20 protein-coding genes are annotated in these 22,779 nt (G+C 69.6%); 6 read left to right on the forward strand and 14 right to left on the reverse strand.

Features of this window, described 5'->3' with window-relative positions; translation table 11 throughout:
- Positions 1–73: 73 nt before the first annotated feature.
- From FHR90_RS13570 to FHR90_RS13600, 7 genes are all read right to left on the reverse strand, one after another.
- On the reverse strand, positions 74–1,114 hold the full coding sequence (locus FHR90_RS13570) for a TonB-dependent receptor plug domain-containing protein (RefSeq protein WP_176624734.1): 1,041 nt from the start codon (positions 1,112–1,114) through the stop codon (positions 74–76).
- Between the two features lie 320 nt (positions 1,115–1,434).
- Positions 1,435–2,994 carry a bifunctional phosphoribosylaminoimidazolecarboxamide formyltransferase/IMP cyclohydrolase gene (gene purH / locus FHR90_RS13575; RefSeq protein WP_176624732.1) on the reverse strand — a complete coding sequence of 520 codons (1,560 nt, stop codon included), beginning with the start codon at positions 2,992–2,994 and terminating at the stop codon, positions 1,435–1,437.
- Between the two features lie 159 nt (positions 2,995–3,153).
- Positions 3,154–4,989, reverse strand: coding sequence for a phosphoenolpyruvate--protein phosphotransferase (gene ptsP, locus FHR90_RS13580; protein ID WP_183275400.1), 1,836 nt, complete (start codon positions 4,987–4,989; stop codon positions 3,154–3,156).
- Positions 4,990–5,001: 12 nt separating this feature from the next.
- A complete protein-coding gene (locus FHR90_RS13585) occupies positions 5,002–5,271 on the reverse strand; it encodes an HPr family phosphocarrier protein (RefSeq protein WP_183275401.1) in 270 nt (89 codons plus the stop codon).
- Between the two features lie 15 nt (positions 5,272–5,286).
- Entirely contained in the window at positions 5,287–5,823 is a 537-nt protein-coding gene (locus FHR90_RS13590) for a PTS sugar transporter subunit IIA (protein WP_183275402.1), read from the reverse strand.
- Between the two features lie 87 nt (positions 5,824–5,910).
- Positions 5,911–6,867: an RNase adapter RapZ gene (gene rapZ / locus FHR90_RS13595; protein ID WP_183275403.1), complete on the reverse strand. Its 957-nt coding sequence runs from the start codon at positions 6,865–6,867 to the stop codon at positions 5,911–5,913.
- Positions 6,864–7,349, reverse strand: a complete 486-nt coding sequence (locus FHR90_RS13600) for an HPr kinase/phosphorylase (RefSeq protein ID WP_183275404.1) — start codon at positions 7,347–7,349, stop codon at positions 6,864–6,866. Before FHR90_RS13600 ends, rapZ begins: the two co-directional genes overlap by 4 nt.
- 81 nt (positions 7,350–7,430) lie before the next feature.
- Between FHR90_RS13600 and FHR90_RS13605 the strand changes: the two genes are divergently transcribed.
- Both FHR90_RS13605 and FHR90_RS13610 read left to right on the forward strand, forming a co-directional pair.
- Positions 7,431–7,871 carry a Rid family hydrolase gene (locus FHR90_RS13605; RefSeq protein WP_176623870.1) on the forward strand — a complete coding sequence of 147 codons (441 nt, stop codon included), beginning with the start codon at positions 7,431–7,433 and terminating at the stop codon, positions 7,869–7,871.
- 41 nt (positions 7,872–7,912) lie between these two features.
- Positions 7,913–9,691 (forward strand): peptide-N4-asparagine amidase, encoded by a 1,779-nt coding sequence (locus FHR90_RS13610; protein WP_176623871.1) that lies wholly within the window; start codon positions 7,913–7,915, stop codon positions 9,689–9,691.
- 4 nt (positions 9,692–9,695) lie between these two features.
- On the opposite strand, the gene FHR90_RS13615 is transcribed toward FHR90_RS13610, so the two are convergent.
- The 4 genes from FHR90_RS13615 to FHR90_RS13630 all read right to left on the reverse strand — a co-directional run bounded on the left by FHR90_RS13615 (position 9,696) and on the right by FHR90_RS13630 (position 14,655).
- The gene (locus tag FHR90_RS13615; protein ID WP_176623873.1) at positions 9,696–10,793 is read right to left on the reverse strand and encodes a nucleoside hydrolase; all 1,098 of its coding nucleotides are present in this window, start codon (positions 10,791–10,793) and stop codon (positions 9,696–9,698) included.
- Positions 10,794–10,848: 55 nt separating this feature from the next.
- On the reverse strand, positions 10,849–12,078 hold the full coding sequence (locus FHR90_RS13620) for an AI-2E family transporter (RefSeq protein WP_176623875.1): 1,230 nt from the start codon (positions 12,076–12,078) through the stop codon (positions 10,849–10,851).
- 81 nt (positions 12,079–12,159) lie between these two features.
- Positions 12,160–13,941 carry an ATP-binding protein gene (locus FHR90_RS13625; RefSeq protein WP_183275405.1) on the reverse strand — a complete coding sequence of 594 codons (1,782 nt, stop codon included), beginning with the start codon at positions 13,939–13,941 and terminating at the stop codon, positions 12,160–12,162.
- Between the two features lie 12 nt (positions 13,942–13,953).
- Complete coding sequence (locus FHR90_RS13630; protein WP_183275406.1) at positions 13,954–14,655, reverse strand: response regulator transcription factor; 702 nt, start codon at positions 14,653–14,655, stop codon at positions 13,954–13,956.
- A 139-nt stretch (positions 14,656–14,794) separates the two neighbouring features.
- Here FHR90_RS13630 and FHR90_RS13635 point away from each other — a divergent pair, with 139 nt between their 5' ends.
- The 4 genes from FHR90_RS13635 (at position 14,795) to dapB (ending at position 19,551) form a co-directional block, all read left to right on the forward strand.
- The gene (locus FHR90_RS13635; protein WP_176625014.1) at positions 14,795–15,418 is read left to right on the forward strand and encodes a nucleotide exchange factor GrpE; all 624 of its coding nucleotides are present in this window, start codon (positions 14,795–14,797) and stop codon (positions 15,416–15,418) included.
- Between the two features lie 182 nt (positions 15,419–15,600).
- Complete coding sequence (gene dnaK / locus FHR90_RS13640; RefSeq protein WP_176625012.1) at positions 15,601–17,520, forward strand: molecular chaperone DnaK; 1,920 nt, start codon at positions 15,601–15,603, stop codon at positions 17,518–17,520.
- A 152-nt stretch (positions 17,521–17,672) separates the two neighbouring features.
- Positions 17,673–18,809: a molecular chaperone DnaJ gene (gene dnaJ, locus FHR90_RS13645; RefSeq protein ID WP_183275407.1), complete on the forward strand. Its 1,137-nt coding sequence runs from the start codon at positions 17,673–17,675 to the stop codon at positions 18,807–18,809.
- On the forward strand, positions 18,799–19,551 hold the full coding sequence (gene dapB, locus FHR90_RS13650) for a 4-hydroxy-tetrahydrodipicolinate reductase (RefSeq protein ID WP_183275408.1): 753 nt from the start codon (positions 18,799–18,801) through the stop codon (positions 19,549–19,551). The genes dnaJ and dapB overlap by 11 nt, the downstream gene beginning before the upstream one ends.
- 26 nt (positions 19,552–19,577) lie before the next feature.
- Here dapB and FHR90_RS13655 read toward each other — a convergent pair whose 3' ends face one another.
- Genes FHR90_RS13655 through FHR90_RS13665 form a run of 3 tightly spaced genes read right to left on the reverse strand, consistent with a single transcriptional unit; the run spans position 19,578 to position 22,779 of the window.
- Positions 19,578–20,726 (reverse strand): hypothetical protein, encoded by a 1,149-nt coding sequence (locus FHR90_RS13655; RefSeq protein ID WP_183275409.1) that lies wholly within the window; start codon positions 20,724–20,726, stop codon positions 19,578–19,580.
- Positions 20,723–21,655 carry a glucosamine inositolphosphorylceramide transferase family protein gene (locus tag FHR90_RS13660; protein WP_183275410.1) on the reverse strand — a complete coding sequence of 311 codons (933 nt, stop codon included), beginning with the start codon at positions 21,653–21,655 and terminating at the stop codon, positions 20,723–20,725. The genes FHR90_RS13655 and FHR90_RS13660 overlap by 4 nt, the downstream gene beginning before the upstream one ends.
- 5 nt (positions 21,656–21,660) lie before the next feature.
- Positions 21,661–22,779, reverse strand: coding sequence for a hypothetical protein (locus tag FHR90_RS13665; protein WP_176626080.1), 1,119 nt, complete (start codon positions 22,777–22,779; stop codon positions 21,661–21,663).

Raw genomic sequence — 22,779 nt, forward strand, 5'->3', positions numbered from 1 at the left:
CGGCCACCGGCCGCAATCCGCGCCGCGCAGCTTCCACTCGCGGCCGTCGCCGCGTAGGCTTCAGATCGGTGTCTCACAATCTGCGGGCGGTACAGAGGTTCGCCTGCACCAGCCGACTGTTGAGATATTGCAGCTCGCCGTAATTGTAGCGGTCGGCCGAGGTGTAGGGGCGCAGCGCGGTGCCGGCGGCATTGGCCGTGCCATAGCCGTCGCCACTGTCGAGACCAAAATAGCGCCCGGTCGGAATGTAACCGGAATTGAGGAGCGGTGCCTCGCCAGGACCGTTATCACCGGTAATCACCGGGTTGGCCCAGTTGCGCGAGGTCTGCTTGATCGCGCCGCGATCCAGATAGGAGCCGCTGAGCAGCACGTTGCCGCGGCCGTGCTGGATGTCGAAACCGGTGATGCCGGACACCGAGCCCTCGCGGCCATCGCCGTAGGTCGAGGTGTTGCCGCCAACCTCGATCTGCGTGCCGGTGAAGTGCTGCTTGGTGACCACGTTGATCACGCCGGCGACCGCGTCGGCGCCGTAGATGGTCGAGGCGCCATCCTTCAGCGTGTCGATATGATCGACGGTGGCGAGCGGGATGGTGTCGAGATCGACGCAGGAGAAACCGTCGCCGTAGCCGCTCTGGATGTAGCGCTTGCCATTGACCAGCACCAGCGTGCGGTTGATGCCGAGATTGCGCAGGTCGATGCAGCTCGAGCCGTTGCCGCCATTGTTGGTGGAAGAGTAGTTGCCCGAGGTGCCGACCGACGGCTGCAGGCGCAGGATGTCTTCCAGCGTCTGGGTCTGGGAGTTGAAGATCTGCTTGGCGCTGATGACGCTGATCGGCGCCGTGGCGGTGTAGTTGGAGTGCGCCAGCAGCGAGCCGGTGACGGTGATGTTCTCCGAGCTGCCGCGGGTGCGCGAACGCGGAAACGCCGCCTCCGCCAGCGGCGCCGGGTTGGCCGCCGCCTGGGTGGCAACCGCGCCAGTGGTGGTCGCACCCACCGCCGCGGCGGTTCCAGGCGCGGATTTCACATGCCGCTTGGCCGGTACCACGCAATGGCCGTGACGATCATGTACCTTGCCCGTCGGGCAGGCGGCGGCCTGCGCCGAGGCGGTCGCCACGAGCAAGGCCAAGGGGGAAATAGTGGCACAGAGCAGGGCAGCGCGTGCGCCGCCTGAACGCCGGGGAAAGCTGGGTCGCATTCGATATAACTCCGGTCGGCGAACGATCCCGCTGTCGCCAGACGGGCGCGTTCGCGAATTCCATGGCGTATTCAAGGCCATAAAAAGTTCCGGATGCGAACTCGAAGCGAGGTGACAGAACGTTACGCGTCGGCACTGTGACCTACCCGCAACAAAGCGTTCATGCTCGGGTGGGATACACCGAATTTTCAGGCAGTTGATGAACGTTTCGTCATGACATCGACCACTTCCCAGCCGCCTCAGTGGCGGAAATGCCGCATGCCTGTCAGCACCATCGCGATCCCGGCGGCGTCGGCGGCGGCGATGACCTCGTCGTCGCGGATCGAGCCGCCAGGCTGGATCACCGCGGTGGCACCCGCGGCGACGATCGTCTCCAGCCCGTCGGCGAACGGGAAGAACGCATCCGAGGCCGCCACCGAACCCTCGGTCAGCCGACCGGACAGGCCGGCGGCACGGGCGGCCTCCTCGCTTTTCGACGCGGCGATGCGCGCGGAATCGACACGACTCATCTGACCCGCACCGATGCCGACCGTCGCACCCCCCTTCGCATAGACGATGGCGTTGGACTTCACATGCTTGCAGACGCGGAAGGCGAAGATCAGATCGGCCATCTCGGCGTCGGTCGGCGCGCGCTTCGTCACCACGCGCAGCGCTTCGGGGTCGATTCGTCCCGCATCGCGGGTCTGCACCAGCATCCCGCCTGACACCGACTTGAACGAGCGCCCCGGCGCGGCCGAATCGGGCAGGCCGCCGGTAAGCAGCAGGCGGAGGTTCTTCTTGCGCGCCAGGATCGTGCGCGCGCCTTCGGTGGCGTCGGGCGCGATGATGACTTCCGTGAAGATCGCCGCAATCTTCGCCGCCGCCGCCTCGTCGAGCGTGCGGTTCAGCGCCACGATGCCGCCGAAGGCCGAGACCGGATCGCAGCGCAGCGCGAGATCCCAGGCGCTTGCGGCATCCTCGGCCACCGCCACGCCGCACGGATTGGCATGCTTGACGATCACCACCGCCGGATCCGCAAACTCGGCCACCGCCTCGAAGGCGGCATCCGTGTCGTTGAGGTTGTTGTAGGACAGCGACTTGCCCTGCACCTGTGTGGCACTGGCGATGCCGGGGCGCGCGCTGCCATCGACGTAGAAGGCCGCCGACTGATGCGGGTTCTCGCCATAGCGCAGCGCCTCGCGCAGCGTGCCGGTCAGCGTCAGCCGCGCGGGAGCCGCCTCGTCGCGCGCAAACCACGAAGCGATCGCCGCATCATAGGCGGCGGTGCGCGCATAGGCCGCCCCGGCCAGCGCGCGACGCTGGGCAAGCGTGGTGCCACCCGCCTCCAGGGCCGCGATGAGGTCGGGGTACTGCGCGGGATCGGTGAGGATGACCACGTCCTCGTGGTTCTTCGCCGCCGCGCGGATCATCGCCGGGCCGCCGATATCGATGTTCTCGATGCAGGTTTCGTCATCGGCACCCGAGGCCACCGTCGCCTCGAACGGGTAGAGATTGACGCACACCAGGTCGATCGGCGCGATCGCGTGTTCGCTCATCTGCGCGACATGCTCCGGGCTGGCGCGGCGGCCGAGGATGCCGCCATGGATCTGCGGCACCAGTGTCTTGACCCGGCCGTCGAGGATCTCAGGAAAGCCGGTATGGGCGGAAACCTCGGTGACCGGGATACCCGCTTCGCGCAACAGCTTCGCCGAACCACCGGTCGACAGCAGCTCCGCCCCCGCGCCGGTGAGCGCACGGCCGAGCTCGACCAGCCCGGTCTTGTCGGAGACGGACAGCAAGGCGCGGCGGATCGGGGTCATGGGCGGGCTCCGGAAGGCAATGACAGGACTGCGCGGCTTCTAGCAGGCACGGTCGCACCCGGCACGACCCTGATTGCAGGGCGCTGCCCTGCGCCTGCTCGACGACGGACGGGTTGCAAGGGCTCAGCCCTTGATGGGGTTCGGGGCAAAGCCCCGAGATCAGACGCCCCTGGCGTGGAACGCGGCGATCAGTGCCGAAACGCGCGCCGGATCGGTCTGGTCCAGCACCTGCCGCGCGAAGCGGACACAGCTCTCGATCTCTGCGGACCGGATCGCCTGCTTGACCAGCGGCACCGAGGACGCATTGGTCGACAGACTGCGCAGGCCCAGACCGAGCAGCAGCGGCGTCAGGCGCGGATCGCCGCCGATCTCTCCGCACAACGATACCGGACGGCGCAGCCGCAGCGCCGCACTCGCCACGCGCGCCACCAGCTTGAGCACCGCCGGGTGCACCGAATTGTAGAGATCGGCGACCTCGGCCGCCCCCCGGTCGACGGCGAGCGTATACATCGCGAGGTCGTTGGTGCCGATGGCGAGGAAATCGGCCTCCAGCGCCAGCGCGTCGGCATTCAGCGCCGCCGCCGGAGTCTCGATCATCACGCCGAGCGGCGGCAGCGTCGACGGCAGCTTCACCCGCCGCCGGCGCAGGCGGCGGGCGACACGCTCGAGGATCTCGCGCGCCGCCTGCACCTCCGCCACCAAAGTGACCATCGGCAGCAGGATGCGCACCGGACCATGCGCGGACGCGCGCAGGATGGCGGCGAGCTGGGCCTCGAACAGTTCCGGCGCGCGCAGCAGCAGCCGCAGGCCGCGCAGACCCAGGGCGGGATTGAGATCGCCCATCCCGGCCAGAAATCCGGCCTGCGTCAGCGCGTCGCTCTGTTTCTCGCCGCCCCAGTCCAGCACGCGGATGGTGGTCGGATCGCCGCTCATCGACTCGACGATCTCGCGATAGACCGCGAACTGCGCCGCCTCGTCGGGCAGGGTCTCGGCGTTGATGAACAGGAACTCGGTCCGCAGCAGGCCGATGCCGGCCGCGCCCGACTGTGCGATCAGCGGCAGCTCGGCCGGCAGTTCGAGATTGGCCTGCAGTTCCACCGGCTCGCCCGACGCCGTCACCGCCTTGAGCCGACGCAGGCGGGCGAGTTTCTGGCGCTCGCGCGCATAGGCGGCCACCCCGATCCGCGCCGTCTCCAGCGTCGCCGCATCGGGGGCCACCACGACGATGCCGCTGCCGCCATCGACGATGATCGGCGCATTCGCCGGCGCGAGGCTCGCCGCCGCACACACTCCGGCGGCCCCCATCACCGCCGGGATGCCGAGCGCACGCAGCATGATCGCGGTATGGTCGGTCGCCCCCCCATCCTCGGTGACGACGCCGCTGACCCGTGACGGGTCGATCAGCGCCGCATCGGCCGGGCGGAGCTGCTCGGCGACCAGCACCGTGCCGGGCGGAAACGCGCTGTAGCCGGCAAACGGCTGGGCGGCGAGGTTGCGGATCAGCCGCCGGGCGATCTCGGCCACTTCGGCGGCCAGACGCGCACCCTCATGCGCCTCGCCTTCGCCGGCGGCACTGTCGGCCGGGATGCCGGCACGGAGCTGGGCGGCGATCGCCTCCGCCGCATCCGACACCGCCGCCTCCGCCGAGATCGCCTCCGCCTCCAGCCGCCGCGCGGTGTCGCGCAGCAGCCGCGAGGGCCCCAGCATCTGGCGGTAGGCATCGATCAGCGGCACGATCTCGGCCTGCGCCATCTCCGGCAGCAGCAGCAGCCGGCCGCGCAGCTTGTCGAGCTGGCGCAACGAGCGGCTGACAGCCTCGGCGAGGCGGGCGTGCTCGTCGGCGGCCGGGCCGGTGCGCTCGCGCAGGATCGCCGGCGCGGGCGCGTTCTGCCGCACCACCACCGGGCCGATGGCGATGCCGGGGCCGATGCCGGTCGCCTCGAACCGTCGCTCGGCCGCACGCTCGACCACCTTGGGCCTGGTGGAGCGGGTCATCGCGGCCGCGCGCTATTCGTCTTCATCGAACCGCGCCTCGACGAGGGCCGCCAGCGCCTCGATCGCCGCTTCGCCGCCCTCGGGAGCTTCGAACTCGATTTCGGAGCCCCGCCCCGCGCCGAGCATCATCAGCCCCATGATCGAACGCGCCGACACGCTCTGACCGTCGCGCAGCACCGTGACCTCGATGTCGAACCGCTCGGCGACCACGACGAACTTCGCCGCCGCACGCGCATGCAGCCCGCGCCGGTTGGTGACCGCGACACGACGGCGCAGGGTCATGCGGATGCGCCCGCCTCAGCCGGCGCGCGAGATCAGACCGGGCGAGCGGGTCCTGGTCCTGCGGGCCGGGGCAGGCGCCGGGGGCGCGATCTGTGGCACGACGGGGGCCAGCACCGGCGCCTCCGCCGGCTCGCAGCAGGTCGCACCGCCCAGGCAGGTCGGCGGCAGGTGCGAGGCGGAGGCGATATATTTGCGCCCGACCGCGGCGGCCAGCGTCGCGCAGCCGTCGAGATCGTTCACGCCACGGGTCTTGGCCAGCTTGACCAGCATCGGCAGGTTGACGCCGGCCAGCACCTCGACCGCCGGACGTTCGAGCATGGCGATGGCGATGTTGGAGGGGGTCGAGCCGAACATGTCGGTCAGCACGATCACGCCGTCGCCGGAATCGACCGCGGCGACCTCGGCAGCCACCTCGGCGCGTCGGGCCAGCAGATCGTCCTCGGCCTCGATGCCGATCACGGAAACCTGGGATTGCGGGCCGACGACGTGCTCCATCGCCTGGCGCAGCGCCGCACCGATCCCGCCATGGGTGACCAGAACCAGACCGATCATCTGACGCTCAGCAGGAGGCTCATAGGGGCGATCTGTCGTTCGGCCATGATGTGACAGCGATGTCATGAACCATCGGCGAGCCGGGAGTCAAACGCCGAGATGGGTGTCGCGTGTCCCTGACATGGGTTCACCGCGACGCGGCACAAGGGGAGCCGCGTCGAGCTCGCGGTGACGCACCAGGACCGGCCCGTCCGCGACCAGACCGGGGGTATCGCGGAGCCAGGCGGCCAGCGCCTCGACCAGTGTCACGGAACGGTGCCGGCCGCCCGAGCAGCCGATGGCGATGGTGGCGTATTTCTTGCCCTCGCCGACGAAGCGTGGCAGCACCATCGACAGCATCCCGGCGATCGAGTCGCGGAAACGCAAATAGTCGGGATCGGCCGCCACATAGGCCGCCACGGCCGCATCGCGCCCGTCACGCGCGGCCAGCGACGCCTCGTAGAACGGATTGCGCAGGAACCGCGCGTCGAACACCATGTCGGCCTCGCGCGGCAGGCCGGAGGGAAAGGCGAACGACATCAGCGTCACCGCCAGGCCCTCGCCCCCGATGCCGTGCGTCCGCGCGCCGTAGCGCGCCTCGATGGCCCGGCGCAGCTCGGGTGCGCGCAGGTCGGTGGTGTCGATCACCGTGTCGGCGGCGGCCCGCACCGGGGCGAGCAGGACGGCCTCGGCGGCCAGCTTGTCGGGCACCGCGCTCTCTCCGGCCAGCGGATGGCGCCGCCGGGTGGCGGTGAAGCGGCGCAGCAGCATCTCGTCCTCGGCAGCGAGGAACAGCAGCTCGACGGCGAGCTGCTGCGAATCCAGCCTCCGACGCAGCTCCAGCAGCCGTGCGGCATCGAAGCCGAGACTGCGGATGTCGATGCCGAGGGCCAGGCGGTCGGTGGCATAGCGCTCGGCGGCGACGATGTCGGGCACCAGGTCGAGCGGCGGATTGTCCATCGCCGCGTAGCCGAGATCCTCGAGGATGCGCAGCACGCTCGACTTGCCGGCGCCGGACTGGCCGGTCACCAGCAGCAGATGGCGTTCGGGGGCAGGCGCGCTCATGCGGCAAACGCGCCGGCGAACTGGCGCCGGCGGCCGAGTGCGGCGTCCAGCGCCCATTCCGCGCGCTGGGCGGCGGATTCGCCGCGCGGATCGAGATCCAGTGCCGCGACACCGTGCCAGAGCGAGGGTGCGGGAAGCCGCACGACCCGGTCGGGGGCGCCCAGCCGCAGCACCACCGCCAGCCTCGCCCGGCGCCTCACCCGCAATCGCATCAACCCCAGCCCCCGTATCTCCAGCAGCCCGGCCGGCAGCGCCGAGCAAGGCAGCCCAGCATAAAGATGCGCACCGCGCCGCACGAGAGCGACACGGTCGTCGGCGACCAGCCGGAAGCCGCGATCGATCAGCCGCAAGGCGAGGTCGGACTTGCCAGCACCAGGCGCGCCCAGCAGCAATACGCCATGTCCGCGCCGGGCGACGCAGCTCGCATGCACCACCCCCGGCAGCAGGGGCGTCCCGCCCTCGTCCTGACACGGTTCCGCCATTTTTGCGCTTGTGCCAAACATGCGTCCGGTTCACTTTTCACGCAGCTAATGTTCAACAACAGGCAGAAGGGGTTCGGGTTCGTGTCGTCAAGCACCCTCTCCCGACCTCCTGCGCCTGCCGAGACGACCGATGCCGGGGTCGAGACCGGCGATCTCTGTACCCTGCCGCAGCGACTGGAACGGCGCGACTGCTTCCGGCGCGTCAAACGCATCGGCGCCGGTGCCGAGCTGCGCATCCGCGGCCTGCGCGACGAGACCGGAGCGCGCCGCCCCCTGTCGGAACAGTGCCGCCGCGCACTGGCCGACGGGGCGGAACTGCTCGCCGGCGAGGGCGGTTCGCTGAGCGACGTGGTGCGGGTGGTGTATGTGGTGCGCGACCCCGATTCCTTCGCCGCCTGTTATCCCCTGCTGCGCGCCGCCTTCGAGGACAGCCGCCCGGCGGTGGCACTGCGGATGGTCACGGCGTTCGATCGTCCCGACATCGAAATAGAAGTCGAACTGATTGCACGCCTGCCCGGCTGAACGTCGACGCTCCCCCTCACCCTGCCCGCCCAAGGAACCGCATGTCCCGCTGGACCCCGTCTGTCGCCCTTTTCGCGCTGATCGTTCCGGGGGCGCCGGCCTTGGCGGCGGTGGCATCGGGTGCGTCCGGCCCGGTGCCGGGCGCGGTGGTCGGCAGCGCCAATCCGGTCGTCGCCACCCCGCCGGTCAGCGTCCCCGACGAGGCCCCCTGCGTGGTGACGCTCTACAGCGGCGCCACCTTCGGCGCCAATGCGGTGGATTTCAGCTACAGCCCGGCCGCCTGCCCGGGGCCATGGGCGAAGGTGGTGTTCAGCACCGACCTCTCGCTCAATGCCGGACGCCAGTACGACCGCACCCAGACGGTCTGGCTGGGCGGGGTGAACCTGCTGTTCGGCACCACCGCCGAACCCTCCTCCGGGTTCGGTCCGGCCTGGCATGTCGAACGCGACGTGACCGACTACACCGCGCTGTTCAAGACCGCGCAGCAGGGGCGCGTGCTGATCGCGAACTACCAGAACGCCACCTACACCAGCACCATCACCGCCACCGGGCGGCTGCTGTTCTACCCCGCCACCGCGCGCTATCCGGCACCGAAGACCGCCGATATGGTGATCCCGCTCGGCAGCGACGCAGTCGGTGCCACCGTCGCGCTCAACTCCGGCAGCGACCGTTATGCAAAGACCCTCACCCTGCCGCGCAACATCGAAGGCGCGCGGCTCGACCTCTACCAGCAGAGCCAGAACGCCGACGAGTTCTGGTACACCTGCGTGCCCGACGCACAGGCCACCAACATGCAGGAATGCGGCGGCGGCAGCTTCCGCGAGGGCGCGGTGCGCATCGACGACATGGCGGCGGCGAGCGCGCCGATCTATCCGTGGATCTATACCGGTGGCATCGATCCCTATCTGTGGCGTGTGCTGCCGGGCGTGCAGACCCTGGCCTTCGAGCCGACGAAGATCGACCTGACCGCATTCGCCGGCCTGCTCGATGACGGCCGTCCGCACACGCTGTCGCTGCAGACGATCGGGGCGAACAACTATTTCTCTGTCACCGGCGCGCTGCTGCTGACGCTGGATCACGGCGCAAGCGTGCTGGGCGGCTCGGTGCTGGCCGACACGCTGACCTTCCCGCAGGCGAACGTCTCGACCGCCGAGAACGGCTCGGGCGACAATTACAGTGGCCGGATCGTCACCACCGCCGCGCATGACTGGCGCATCAGCGGCGTCCTGCGCACCTCGCACGGCATCGTCGCCACCACCACCGCCAGCCATATCGGCTTCACCAACACCGCGGTGACGAATGTGGTGGCCGGCTTCGTCAACCAGAGCAGCGACCAGACCACCGACTGGCAGCAGACCACCTGGACCGTCGGCCCCGACGGGCTGACCACCACGCAGCGCCTCGAGCACGATCCGCTGCATCTGACGCTGAGCTACGGCACCGTGTCGGCCGACGGCACCCAGACCCAGGCCACCACCCTGACGCAGGGGCGGCAGACGCAGTCGTTCGGCTGGCACAACCTGCGTCTCGTCGAGGCGGCGGCGACCTCCGAGAACGTGGCGCCGAGCTCGACCCTCACCTTCCCGCCCAGCGGCCCCTACACCCATAGCGGCGACCATTCGACGGCGACCTATGCCCAGGTGGCTCTCGGCGCGAGCCTGCTGCCGAACTGCCTGCGGCGCGACTTCGCCTCCGCCGCCGGCGTGCTGACGGTGGCGGCCCAGACCACCAACTGCCTCGCCCTTCTCCAGGCCGCGCCCAGTGTCGCCGCGGCACTCGGCGCCGTCACCACGGGCCACGCCCAGGCTCCGGCGCCGTGATCGCTCAGGGCCTGGACACCAGCCCCACCATCAGCGTCTCCAGCCTGCCGACATCCACCGACAGCACCACCTGCTCGCGCTGCTCGTCGAGATCAGGCTGGTAGCCCGGCGTCCAGGACAGGATGTCGCCATAGCCGGCGGAGAATGCCGTGTTGGTGTCGATGTAGAGTTCGTGGCTGCCGGTGATCAGCGACGGGTCGAGCCAGACCGCGGTGGTGATCTCGTCCCACAGCGGGAAATGGCTGGCGGGACCGCGCAGGGCACGCGCGATCGGCGTGTCGGCGGCCGACAGGCGCTTGACCAGCGCGTCCGACATCTCGGTGGCGGTGGACGGGTCGACCGGCACCATCACGATCCTGCGCCATGGTGCGCGCATGGTGATCGAAGCGGCCTCGGGATCGAAGCGGATGTTGAATTCGCGGCGTGGCGAATTGGCGAATTCGCGGGCGAAATCGGCCGATTCGGGCGAGGCCAGCACCCGGCGCGGATTGAGACTGCCGCCCATGTAGACCAGTTCCTTCGCAAGCGAGGCGAATTGCGGGTCGAGCTTCTGGGCAAGGGCGAGATTGGTCATCGGCCCGGTCTCGACGATGCTGACCTGGCCGGGATAGCGATGCACCATGCGGATCATGAACGCCGCCGCACTCTCGTCGGCGGGGCGGGTGTGCGGGTTGCCCTGCGGCAGGTCGGGCACCACGTCAGGGCCGTGATAGGGTGGCAGCTTCTGCTTGGTGGGCTCGACCCACTGCTTCATCCATGCCCCGCGCCAGGTGAGCTTGCCATAGAGCGCCTCCCACCGATCGGTCAGCTTCTCGGAGTTCAGCAGCGGGTAGGTGGCGCCGGGATAGACCTTCACATCGGTGCGGCCGGCGATCTCGAGGCCGCGCAGCGCCTGCGCGGTGGCCTCCTTCTGCCAGACATCGCCGCTGACGGTACACTCGCCGAGCACGGTGACGTCCTTCGCCTTGAGCACCATCCACTGCGCCAGCGAAAACCCGTCATCATCGAGGATCACCAGACGTGCAGGCGGCGTGTCAGCGGCGCGGGCGGCGATCGACGCCCCGGCCAGCAGGGCCATGAGCAGCGGGATGATGGGGCGCATCGGCAAGATCCTCGTCAGTGGGAAGCGCCGATCATTTCGAAAACGGTGCGCGAAGTCACGTCGCCGGTTCGCGCCTGCGCATCCGCTCCAGCCCGCGCGGCTTGGGCGCGCCGCCGATGATGTGACCGATCGGGGTCAGGGCCTCGATATGGTCGCAGACGATCTTGAACACCGCCAGCATCGGCACCGAGAGAAACGCCCCCGGAATGCCCCACAGCCAGTCCCAGAACATCAGCGACGCCATCACCAGCACCGGATTGAGCGTGAAGCGCCTGGCCAACAACATCGGCGTGATGGTCTCGCCTTCCAGAAAATGGATGCCGAGATAGATCGCCGGCGGGATCAGCGCATGCAGGACCGAGGGAAACGAGAACAGCCCGACGACGAAATAGATCACGATGCCGGTCATCGGCCCCAGGATCGGGATGTAGTTCAGCAGGAACGCCACCACCCCCCACAGCAGCGCGTTCGGCATGCCCAGTGCCCAGCACTGGATCATGTTCGCACCTCCCACCAGCAGGTTCATGATGGTGATGGTCAGCAGATACAGCGAGACGTTGTGCTCGACCTCGGAGGCGATCTGCACCGCCCGGCGCTTGTCGGCCCAGGTCGGCATGATCTCGATGAAGCGCCGCAGCAGGCTGTCGCCCTCGTAGAGCAGGAAGAACAGCATCAGCAGGGTAGTGAAGATCTGCGCGAGGAAGGCACGCGTGCCGATCAGCAGCGACGAGCCGATGCCGCCGAGCGACGACATCGGCCCGACGAGTCCGCCATCGCCGTGCTGCGCGGCCTGGTGCGCGCCGCCGCCGGCGGTTCCCTGCACCATGGCCTGCAGCCGGCCCATCGCATGCTGGGCGGCATCGATCGGGCCGCGCAGGAAGGCAAGCTTCTGCTGCAGCGCCGGCAGGGTCTGCGGCGCCTTCGAGATCCAGCCCGAGGCTGGCACCGAGATCGCCAGCCCGATCATGCCCACGATGCCGAACAGCAGCAGGATCAGCAGCAGCGCCGAGATCGGCTTGGGGATGCGCAGCTTCTGGTTGAGCAGCCGCATCGGCGGCATCAGCAGCAGGTTGAGCACCCCCGCCAGAACGAACGGCAGCACGATCGCGGCGGCGAAATACAGCGTGTAGAACGTGGCCAGGATGGTCAGCAGCAGCAGGCACACGCCGGGCACGGACGGCGATGAGCGCGCCAGCATCTCGCGCGCACGCTGAAGTTCCGGCGGCGGGTAATCGTCCGCCGCCCCGCCCTCGCCGTCGGGCACCAGTCCCTGCATGTCGATCATCCGGCCCGTCTGCCCATCCCCGTTGCCGTTCCGAACGCACCGACGACGATCTCGTTCTGCTGCCGCTTCAAAGGCGCGGCGTCAGAACGCCCTGGGCAGGGTGACGACGAATTTCGCCCCCAAAATCGCGCCGGAGGCGTCGGTGCGGTTCTGCGCGGCAAGGTTGCCGCGCAGGTTGGTGACGATCTGCCGGCTGATCGACAGGCCGAGGCCGGAATGCTGGCCGAAGCGCTCGGCGGCCGGGCGCTCCGTATAGAAGCGGTCGAAAATGCTTTCCAGTTTCGCCGGCGGGATGCCAGGCCCCTCGTCCTCGATCGCGATCGACACGAAGCCGCGCCCGGCTTCGGCGACGCGCAGCCAGATGCGCCCCGCCGGTGGCGAGAAGCTCTCCGCATTGCCGATCAGATTGCGCAGCACCTGCACCAGGCGGTCCTCCACCGCCCAGACGGCGAGCGGCTGTCCCTCACGGCCAGGCCTGGTGTCGCTCTCGGCCTCGACCACCAGCAGCGGGCCATCCGCCTCACGCGTCGCCTCGTTCATCTCCGCCATCACCGACAGGATCGGCGCCACCGCGACCCGCTCGGGGCGTGTGCGCGACAGCTCGGCATCGACCCGCGAGGCGTCCGAGATGTCGGTGATCAGCCGGTCGAGCCGGCGCACGTCATGGCCGATGATCGTCAGCAGGCGCTTCTGCTGCTCGACATCGCCGATCCTGAGCGCGGTCTCGATGGCGCTGCGGATCGAGCTGAGCGGATTCTTGATCTCGTGCGCGACATCGGCGGCAAAGCGCTCGATCGCATCCATCCGCGTCCACAGCGCCTGCGCGCTCTCGTCGAGCGTGGAGGCCAGCAGGCCGATCTCATCGCGCCGCGCCCGCAGCCGGGTCGGCACCGAGAACGTGCGCCCGGCATTGTCGCGCATCACCCGCGCGGCCCGCGCGAGCGACAGGATCGGCCGCGCGATGGTCAGCGACAGGTACCACGACAGCAGCACGGTGAGTGCGAGCGCGATCAGCGTCAGGCCGAAGATCGAGGCCCGCACCTCGAACAGGGTGCGATCGACGCCCGAGGCCTCGCGGGTGAGCTGCACGATGCCGATCGTATGGCCCTCATGCACCACCGGCTCGACCACCTGCACCAGCAGCCGCCCGTCCACCGTGCGCCAGATATTGGGGGGCGCCTCGTTGCTGCCCGGCTCCTCCGGCAGCACCACCCGCTCACGCACCGCCGGCTGGCAGTCGGCCGCGCTGTCGACGCTGACCTCGGGCACGGTGAGCTGCGGATGCGCGCGGATCACCAGCACATGCTCGGCGGTGCGTTCGCTGCCCCGCTCACCCCGCTCGCCATTGCGCTCGGTCGGCCGGGCGGCGGCCTCGGCGATGCCCAGCCAGCCCCCCAGCCAGTCGGCGAAACCCTGCCGCCGCGCCCGTCCGGGCGGCGGGCAGAGCCCGTGCTCGCTGCCCGCGCTGCCGGCGATGGCCTGCCCGTCCGGGGCATAGAGCCGCGCGACGGCACTCGGCGAGGGCTCGGTCAGGCGGCGCAGCAGCAGCCGCGCGACGTCGGGAGCGAGCTGGACGCTGTCACCCTCGGCCGCGGCCCTGCCCCCCACGGCACGGGCGGCCTGTTTCGGCGCCGGCAGCGTCGTCACCGCGCTCTGACCGAGCGCGCCGGCATAGATCCGCGCCTGCTCGCGCAGCGCGCCCACCTCGCCCTGCAACAGCCCGGTGTGGAACTGGTTGAGATACAGCACCGTCACCGCCAGCAGCACCAGCGGCAGCGCATTGACCAGCAGGATGTTGCGCATCATCGGCGACAGCCAGCGCCGCGTCAGACCCGCTTCCGCCTCGCCCGTCAGGGTCGGCATGGTCGTATCCGCTCAGTTCTCCTTGTAGCGGTAGCCGATGCCGTAGAGCGTCTCGATCTGGTTGAAATCGTCATCGACCTGGCGGAATTTCTTGCGCACGCGCTTGATGTGGCTGTCGATGGTGCGGTCGTCGACATAGATGTTCTCGCCATAGGCGGCGTCGATGAGCTGGTCGCGCGACTTCACCATGCCCGGCCGCGTCGCCAGCGCCTTGACCAGCAGGAATTCCGTCACCGTGAGCTGGATGTCGGCACCCTTCCACAGGCATTGGTGGCGGGTCTCGTCGAGCGAGAGGTCGCCGCGCACCAGCACCGCAGGCCCCGCCGCCCCCGCCGCCTCGGCGCGGCTGACCTCGTTGCGGCGCAGCAGCGCGCGGATGCGCTCGAGCAGCAGGCGCTGGCTGAACGGCTTGATGATGTAGTCGTCCGCGCCCAGCCGCAGCCCCATGAGCTGGTCCACCTCCTCGTTCTTCGAGGTCAGGAAGATAACCGGCATCTGGCTGCGGGTGCGCAGCCGCTGCAGCAGTTCCATGCCATCCATGCGCGGCATCTTGATATCCAGCACCGCCAGGTCGGCCGGCTTGGCACTCAGCGACGCGAGCGCGCTCTCGCCGTCGGTGTAGGTGCGGACCGCGAACCCTTCCGCTTCCAGCGTCATCTGCACCGAGGTGAGGATGTTGCGGTCGTCGTCGACCAGGGCGATCGTGTGTTTCATCACACCCCATACTGACCCAAAATGCCGGCAAGGCAATCTCGTCGGCAATCCCCGGGACCGATGCCGCGTTGTGCGGCGCATATCTTGTCGACCGTTCAGCGCTTGTTCATCTTCCCGTGCTTTCCTAACTGGACCAGTCATGAGCAACGAAGACAGCACCCACAGCCCCGATGGCGGGCACGACACCGCACCGGGCCCCGACGCCCTGATGTCGGCGGCCTCGGCGCGCATCGCCGAGCTGGAGGCCGAGAACAAGGACCTCCACGACCGCTGGGTTCGCGCCGAGGCGGAGACCCAGAACGTGCGCGCCCGCGGCAAGCGCGAAACCGACGACGCGCGGCAGTATGCGGTGCAGAAATTCGCCCGCGACATCGTCGAGGTGGCGGAGAACCTGCGCCGCGGCCTCGCCAGCCTGCCCAAGGAGGTCGAGGAGAACCCCGTCGTCGCCAAGCTGCGCGAGGGGTTCGAGGGGGTGGAGAAGAATTTCCTCTCCATCCTCGAGCGCAACGGCATCACCGGCACCGATCCGACGGGCGCGGCGTTCGACGCCAACCTGCATCAGGCGATGGCCGAGCAGCCCAGCACCGAACACCCGCCGGGCTCGGTGATGCAGGCCTGGTCGTCAGCCTGGACGCTGAACGGGCGGCTGCTGAAGCCGGCGATGGTGGTGGTGGCCAAGGCGCCGCCCGCCGCCGCTCCTTCGCCTGCCGCACCGTCGGCCGACACCCCGGTGCATCCGGCCGGATTCGACCGCTCCGCCTGATCGGCACCTTGTCGACCGGCATGGGTCTGAATACATGATGGGCCTGTCGTGGGCTCATCGGCCGTGCGGTTCCCCTGTCGGGGCCAGCGGCCAAAGCCACGGCGCCGTGGGAGGTCCCACGGCTCTGACCAAGGGTCGCTCTCGGTGCTTCGGGCCGTGACGACCGCTGAAAGGAGGAGTTCATGAGCAAGGTCATCGGTATCGACCTGGGCACGACCAATTCGTGCATTTCCATCCGCGAGGGTGACGAGAACCGCGTCGTCGAGAACAGCGAGGGCGCGCGCACCACCCCGTCGATGGTCGCCTTCACCGAGAGCGGCGAGCGCCTCGTCGGCCAGGCCGCCAAGCGCCAGGCCGTCACCAACCCGGCCAACACCTTCTTCGCCGTCAAGCGCCTGATCGGGCGCCGCTTCGACGATCCCACCGTGGAAAAGGACCGCAAGCTGGTCCCTTACGAGATCGTGCGCGGCGACAACGGCGACGCCTGGGTCGAGGCGCGCGGGCAGAAATACTCGCCCAGCCAGATCAGCGCCTACATCCTCGGCAAGATGAAGGAGACCGCCGAGTCCTATCTCGGCGAGAAGGTCACCCAGGCGGTCATCACCGTCCCGGCCTACTTCAACGACGCCCAGCGCCAGGCCACCAAGGATGCCGGCCGCATCGCCGGCCTCGAGGTGCTGCGCATCATCAACGAGCCGACGGCGGCCGCGCTGGCCTACGGCATGGAGCGTCGCGACGGCGGCCTGGTCGCGGTCTATGACCTCGGCGGCGGCACGTTCGACATCTCGGTGCTCGAGATCAGCGACGGCGTGATCGAGGTGAAGTCGACCAACGGCGACACCTTCCTCGGCGGCGAGGATTTCGACGCCCGCGTCATCGGCTGGCTGGCCGACGAGTTCAAGCGCGAGCAGGGCATCGACCTGCGCGCCGACAAGCTCGCCCTCCAGCGCCTCAAGGAGGCCGCCGAGAAGGCCAAGATCGAGCTCTCCTCGTCGAAGGAGACCGAGATCAACCTGCCGTTCATCACCGCGGACGCGACGGGTCCGAAGCACCTGGTGCTCAAGCTGACGCGTGCGAAGCTCGATGCGCTGGTCGATGACCTGATCCAGCGTACGCTGGGTCCGGTGCGCGCCGCGCTGAAGGATGCCGGCGTGAGCGCGTCCGAGATCCAGGAGGTGATCCTCGTCGGCGGCCAGACCCGCATGCCGAAGGTCATCGAGACGGTGAAGGAGTTCTTCGGCCGTGAGCCGGCCCGCAACGTCAACCCCGACGAGGTGGTGGCGATCGGCGCGGCGATCCAGGGCGCGGTGCTCAAGGGCGACGTCAAGGACGTGCTGCTGCTCGACGTGACCCCGCTGTCGCTGGGCATCGAGACGCTGGGCGGCGTGTTCACCCGGTTGATCGACCGCAACACCACCATCCCGACCAAGAAGAGCCAGACCTTCTCGACGGCGGACGACAACCAGTCCGCGGTCACCATCAAGGTGTTCCAGGGCGAGCGCGAGATGGCGGCCGACAACAAGCTGCTGGGCAATTTCGACCTCGCCGGCATCCCGCCGGCGCCGCGCGGCGTGCCGCAGATCGAGGTGACGTTCGACATCGACGCCAACGGCATCGTGTCGGTCTCGGCCAAGGACAAGGCGACCGGCAAGGAGCAGCAGATCCGCATCCAGGCCTCCGGCGGCCTGTCAGACGCCGATATCGAGCGCATGGTCAAGGACGCCGAGGCGAATGCCGAGGCCGACAAGAAGAAGCGCGCCACCATCGAGGCCCGCAACCAGACCGAGGCCCTGGTCCATCAGGTCGAGAAGAACCTCGCCGAGCACGGCGACAAGATCTCGGCCCAGGACCGCGGCGAGGCGGAAGCGGCGATCGCCGCCGCCCGCACGGCCATCGAGGGCAGCGACTCCGCCGCCATCGAGGCTGCCCAGACGCGGCTCAGCCAGGCAGCGATGAAGCTCGGCGAGGCGATGTACAAGGCCCAGGGTCCGGAAGCGGGCGCGGAGGCCGGCGGTGCCGGTACGACGCATGGCGCGACCGGTCCGGGCGGCGAGAAGGTCGTCGATGCCGATTTCGAGGACATCGACGACAAGAAGGCCTGATCACGGCCCCGGCCTGACGCGCGGGCCGTCCGGGGGGATCTCCCCGGGCGGCCCGTCCCGCGTCTCGCCTGCCTGAGGTTCCGGGTTCGACCATCTCCCGGTTTGTCCAGCGTCAGAACGGATCGCCCGCGCCCGGCGGTCTTTCGGGAAACATGATGTCCAAAGAGGATCCTTACGTCGTTCTCGGCGTGTCGCGCGAAGCCAGCGCCGACGATCTCAAGAAGGCCTATCGCAAGCTGGCGATGCAGTATCACCCGGACCGCAACCCGGGCGACCACGCAGCCGAAACCCGCTTCAAGCAGGTCAATGAGGCCTACGACATCCTCAAGGACGAGCAGAAGCGCGCCGCCTTCGACCGCTTCGGCCATGCCGCCTTCGAGGGTGGCGGTCCAGGCGCGGGCGGCTTCTCCGGCTTCGGCGGCGGTGGCTTGGGCGACATCTTCGAGCAGATGTTCGGCGACATGATGGGCGGTGGCCGCGGCGGCGGCGGCCGGGCGCGCTCGGGGGGCGACATCCGCGCCCAGGTCGAGATCAGCCTGACCGAGGCCTTCACCGGCACCAAGGCGCCGGTGCGGGTGCAGACCCGCATCGCCTGCGAGCATTGCGACGGCACCGGGTCGGAGACCAAGGACCGCGCCGCCGATCTGTGTCCGACCTGCGGCGGGGCCGGCAAGGTGCGCGCGCAGCAGGGCTTCTTCCTCGTCGAGCGCGCCTGCCCGACCTGCGGCGGTGCGGGACGCAAGATCCGCAATCCCTGCACGGTCTGCCGCGGCGCCGGCACGGTGGCCAGGGAGCGCACGCTGCAGGTGGCGATCCCGGCCGGCGTCGAGGACGGCACCCGCATCCGGCTCGCCGGCGAGGGCGAGGCCGGCGGCGCGGGCGTGTCGGCGGGCGACCTCTACGTGCATGTTTCCGTGCGCGAGCACGACATCTTCCAGCGCGACGGCGCGAACATCTTCTGCCGCGTGCCGGTGCGCATGGCGCAGGCGGCCCTTGGCGGCGAGATCGAGGTGCCGGTGATCGACGGCAGCCGCACCAAGGTGAAGATCCCCGCCGGTACCCAGTCCGGCCACCAGCTTCGCCTGCGCGGCAAGGGGTTCTCCGTGCTGCGCAGCGCGGCGCGCGGCGACATGTATATCCAGGTCGCCGTCGAGACTCCGCGCGCGCTCAGCAAGCGTCAGCGCGAGCTGCTCGAGGAGTTCGATACCGAGGCGAAGGATGCGCCCGGCTCGCACACCGACAGCGAGGGCTTCTTCGCCAAGGTGCGCGATTTCTTCGATGGCCGCTGACACGGCAGCCCCCCTGCGCATCGGCATCGCCGGCCGCGACGGCCGCATGGGCCGGGCGATCGCCGCGATCCTGCCCGAGGGAACGGTGCTCGCCGGCGGCATCGGCCGCGAGGGCGATTTCGCCGGGCTGGTCGAGATCTGCGACGTGGTGATCGACTTCACCCACGCCACGGCGATCGGCCCGCACGCGGGCGCGATCGCCCTGTCGGGCCGACCCTGGGTGCTCGGCACCACCGGTGGCGATGCCGTCGACCAGGCGAGGGTCGCCGAGGCCGCCGCCCACGCGCCGGTGGTACAGGCGGCCAATTTCTCGCCTGGCGTGGTACTGGCCACGCACCTGGCGAAGCTGATGGCCGCCGCCCTGCCCGCCGGGAGCTACGACGCCGAGATCGTCGAGATGCACCATCGTCTCAAGCGCGACGCCCCCTCCGGCACGGCGCTGGCGCTCGGCCGGGCTGTCGCCGACGGGCGCGAGATGGCGTTCGATGCCGTGCGCCTGCGCGCGCGCGAAGGCGAGACCGGCCCACGCCCGCCGGGCGGCATCGGCTTCGCCGCCCTGCGCGGCGGCGCCATCGTCGGCGAGCACGAACTCCGCTTCACCTCCGACACCGAACAGCTCGCCATCGTCCATCGCGCGTTCGACCGTTCGGTGTTCGCGCAAGGGGCGATCCGCGCCGCGATCTGGGCCGCCGGCCGCACGCCGGGGCTCTACGGCATGGGCGACGTGCTCGGCCTGGGCTGAGTGAGCGTTCCGGACGCTTCCAACCGTTACCGGGCCATGTAGGCCAGGATCGCGTCGGCGGCGCGTTCGGCGGCGGGGCGGGCCTCGATGGAAAAGGTGCGCGCGGCAGCCTCGGCCTGCACGTCGGCGAAGCGGTGCGGGTCGGCAAGCGCGCGGTCGAGGGCGGGTGCGAGCGCGTCGAGCCGCTCGATCAGCTCGCCGAGCCGCCACTGGCCGTAATCGGCCGCACCCCGCCAGTCCGGACCGTGCGTGTCGATCAGCACGGCCGGGCGCGGGCGCTGGATCCATTCATAGATCTGGCTGGAAACGTCGCCGAGATAGAGATCGGCGGCCCGGATGTAGCTCATGTCGATCGAGCGGCGGCTGCCGGTGTCGATCAGCACGTGCGGCAGACCGGCGAGCCCGCGCGGCAGCGGAGGCCGCAGGGCGACGCGTCGATGGATCAGCGAGGTGTGCACCGTGCGCCGGAACAGCATCACATGCGGGGCGAAGATCAGGTTGAAACGGTCCTGGGCCGCGAACCAGCGCAGGATCGCCGGGCCGAACCGGTACCACGACGACAGTTTCGGGTTGAAATGCGGGTTGTAGACGACAGTGGGCCGGCCGTTGGCGAACAGCGGCGGCGCGGCGCCGGTGCCGAGGTCGAATTTCGGATAGCCGACGATCGCCGAGCCCGCCTCGCTGACCAGCCCTGCCGCCAGCATGCGGTCGCGGACCTTGGCCCCCGACAGCAGCACCAGATCGAAGCGCCGCGTCGCCGGCTGGAACCCGGCCGCACCATCGCCGGCGCCGTGCGGGATGTAGATCAGCTTCGGCCCCGTCACCCCGTAGCGGCTGCGCAGCAGCGTCGAGGTGGTTTCCGGCACCACCAGCGCGTCGAACCCGGCCAGACGATCGAGATTCTCACGCAGGATGGCAACACGCCGATAGGGCGCGACATGGCGCAATGCGAGATCGGCAAGCTGGGCCGGACGCCGGATCGACAAGGCGGTGAACCGGACCGGCCGCGCCCCCGGCGGGCTGGCGGGCAGCAGGTCGCGGGCGGTGGCGTCCTGATCCTCGGTAGAGGTGAGGATCTCGACATCGACGCCGCGTGCCGCGAGGGCTGCGGCGACCATGATCGTGTGCGGGATCTGATGGGTGGCGTCGTGATTGTAGAGAAAGCCGATCCTCATGCGCCCCGGACCCGAAGCCCGACCCGGGCGACGGCGATGCCGGCAAGGCGGCCGAGCGTGCCGGACAGCGAGGCGTCCATGTGCTTGACGTCGATCAGCGTGACGTCGCCTGCCGCCGAAAGCGTGTGCAGCCCGTCGGTGTGCGGCGCCATCCAGCCGGTCGGGCGCAGGGCCGGACCTGGGGTCGCGGCGAAGCCGGCCTCGTCGAGCCGGTCGATCCGCAGCGCACGGATCGCATGGCCGTAGGTCGCCCGACAATCCTGCACCGGCAGCAGCAGCCCGCCCGCCTCGTCGCGCAGCACCGTCCCGCCGGGCCGCGCACTGGCGGGATCGATGCGCACCGGATTGGCGGGATGCAGCGTCCACGGGCCGGTCAGCCGCGGCGCCCAGGCGAGATGCAGATGGCTGCGACGGGCGGATTTCGGCTGCGACGGGCTGTAGAACAGCCACCAGCGGCCCTCGTGGCGGACCGGGGTGGCATCGATCGCCGGGCCGTCGAGCGGCAGGTCGCAGACCGGCTCCCAGGCATCGGGGAAATGGCGCGCGCGATACAGCGTCAGCGTGCCGGAGGCAAAGGCCTCGGGCAGCATCCAGATCTCGCCCTCCGCCTCGAACACCACGGGATAGGAGAGATGGAACGGCCGCCGCAGCACAGTACGGGGCGGCTCGATCAGGGTCAGGTCGCGATCGTAGACCAGCACCTCGATGCAGCCGCGCCGCTCGAAATAGTCGAACGTCTCGGCGAACACATACAGCCGGCCATCGCGCCACAGGCCGAACGGGTCGGCGCGAAAGGCGCGCGGCGGCATCGGCGGCAGCCAGACGACCTCCTCCGGCAACACAGGCTCGGGCAGCACCGGCTCGCGCAGCACACCGAGGGCCGGGCGGCGAATGATCGCCGAGCGCCACAGATCCATCGGGCGCAGCATCGCGCTCATCCGGCCCCGAGATCGCGCAGGATCGCGTCGGCGGCGCGAACCGCGGGGCTGGGCGAAAGCGTGCCGAGCGAGGCCTGGGCGACAGCCTGCTGGCGCTCGCGATACAGCGCATGCCGGGCCGGCGCGTCGCGGATCGCCTGCCAGAGCAGGTCCGGCTCCTCGACCACGTCGCCGAGATGCCAGTGGGCGAAATTCGGGTCCGAGCGCCAGTCGTGGCGCGCGGCGTTGAGGAACACGCACGGACGCGGACGCAGCAGGAACTCGTAGACCTGGCTGCTGACGTCGCCGACATAGATGTCGGCCGCACTGGTGTAGCTCATGTCGAGCAGACGCTCGGAGCTGACATCGACCAGAACACGGCCGCCGCTGCGCCGCTCCCAGCGCGCCCGCACCGCCGCGCGTCGGCGGCGGAACATCTTGATGTGTGGGGCAACGATCAGGTTCATCTCATCCTGTGCGGCGAACCTCGACAGTATCGGTTCGATGAATCGCGGCCACGAGCTCAGCCCCGGCGCCTTGTGGGCGTTGTACAGCACCACCGGCCCGGGCAACGTGAACAAAGGTCCACCCACCTGCCGCAGACGCTCGCAGGTCTCGATCTTCACCGGGCCGACCACGTCGATACGCGACGGCGCGACGAGTTTCTCGTCCACCATGCGCCGCTCGGTCTTGCGCCCTGGCACCAGCACCTGGTCGAACACCGACACCATGCGCGCGAACCCGCGCGCCCGGTCGCCGAAGCCGTGCGGATAATAGATCAGCCGGGGCCGGCGGATGCCGACCCGGCGCGCCAGCGAGACGGTGTCCTCGACGGCGACGATCGCATCGAGACGGTCGAGTGCGGCACGGTTCTCCCACAGCGTCAGCGTCTTGATCATGCCCAGCACCCGCAGGCCCTGCAGCGCGCGGTTGAGCGGCGAGCGCTCCAGGCGACGATAGGTCATCGGCGGCGCGCCGAAGGCGAGGCGGATGCGTTCGAGGGCGGCCGGTGCGGCCGGATCGTTGTAATACGTCACCACACGCACGCCGGGACGCCGGGCCAGTTCCAGGCCGATCAGCGCCCCGTGGTAGCACTGATAGGCCTCGGCGATATAAAGCAGCCCGATGTCCGTCAC

It is taken from the genome of Endobacter medicaginis (assembly GCF_014192375.1).
In the GTDB taxonomy this organism is placed as follows: domain Bacteria; phylum Pseudomonadota; class Alphaproteobacteria; order Acetobacterales; family Acetobacteraceae; genus Endobacter; species Endobacter medicaginis.